The organism is Stutzerimonas sp. LR2 (genome assembly GCF_055755175.1).
On record NZ_JBVTRR010000063.1, the window covers coordinates 1 to 802 of the forward strand.

An 802-nucleotide genomic window follows, 5' to 3' on the forward strand; every position below is an offset into this window, starting at 1 on the left:
AGAACTTCGTTGGCGGAGAGAGTAGGGCGATACTGGCTGTGAAGTGAAACGGATAAATCCTTAATGGAAAACCAAGCCATGACAACTGAACAGAAACCGTCGCTCGCCACTGGCGCACCACTGAACGCTGAAACCTGGGCAGACTTTGTGTCACGTCTTAAATATCACTGCCTTGGTAAAGGTGTTGATGAGCACTGCACTGCCGACCCGCTATTCATCGTGCAGAAGAAGCGCCTGATCACCGGTCTGGACATGGGCTATGTCGAAGACTGGCTGGTGGCCGTGGATGACGCTAAATGGTTTAGCCCGCAGGAATACTGGGATGACCTGGATTCAGAAGAACAGGAAGAGCTCAACCAAAAATGCCAGACCGAGTACCGGGCTGATTTTCTGGCTATTCGTATCGACCAGCAATGGGATGTGCTCGGCGAACTGCCTGATCATACCGTAACTGGCTACGTCTGGGAGTGGGAGTACGTCAACGCGCACTTCACCCGCGAAGCAGCGGACGCCTTCATTCAACGCAAAAAACACGACTACACCAAGTTGGAAATCTTCGTCGATTCGCAGTATTGGGCGAAGGAGTTCAACACCATCCGCGACGCCATTTTGACTGGCAAACTGGTATATCAGGAGAAGAAAGATGACAGCAATTGAAATCCAAGGCCTGCTGGACGGCAAGTGCATCCCGCGCGACATGCGGGTCAACGAAACGCTGGTAAATTATCTGGCGCGCAAACTGACTGAAGGCGAGCAGATGCGCGCAGAGAACATCCAGCTGGTGGAAGAGCTCAAACGCGTG

1 protein-coding gene is annotated in these 802 nt (G+C 52.6%); it reads left to right on the top strand.

Annotation, left to right across the window (positions count from 1 at the left end; genetic code table 11):
* The first annotated feature begins 78 nt into the window (after positions 1–78).
* The gene (locus tag ACVRRC_RS22045; protein ID WP_472997587.1) at positions 79–657 is read left to right on the top strand and encodes a hypothetical protein; all 579 of its coding nucleotides are present in this window, start codon (positions 79–81) and stop codon (positions 655–657) included.
* Positions 658–802: the final 145 nt, after the last annotated feature.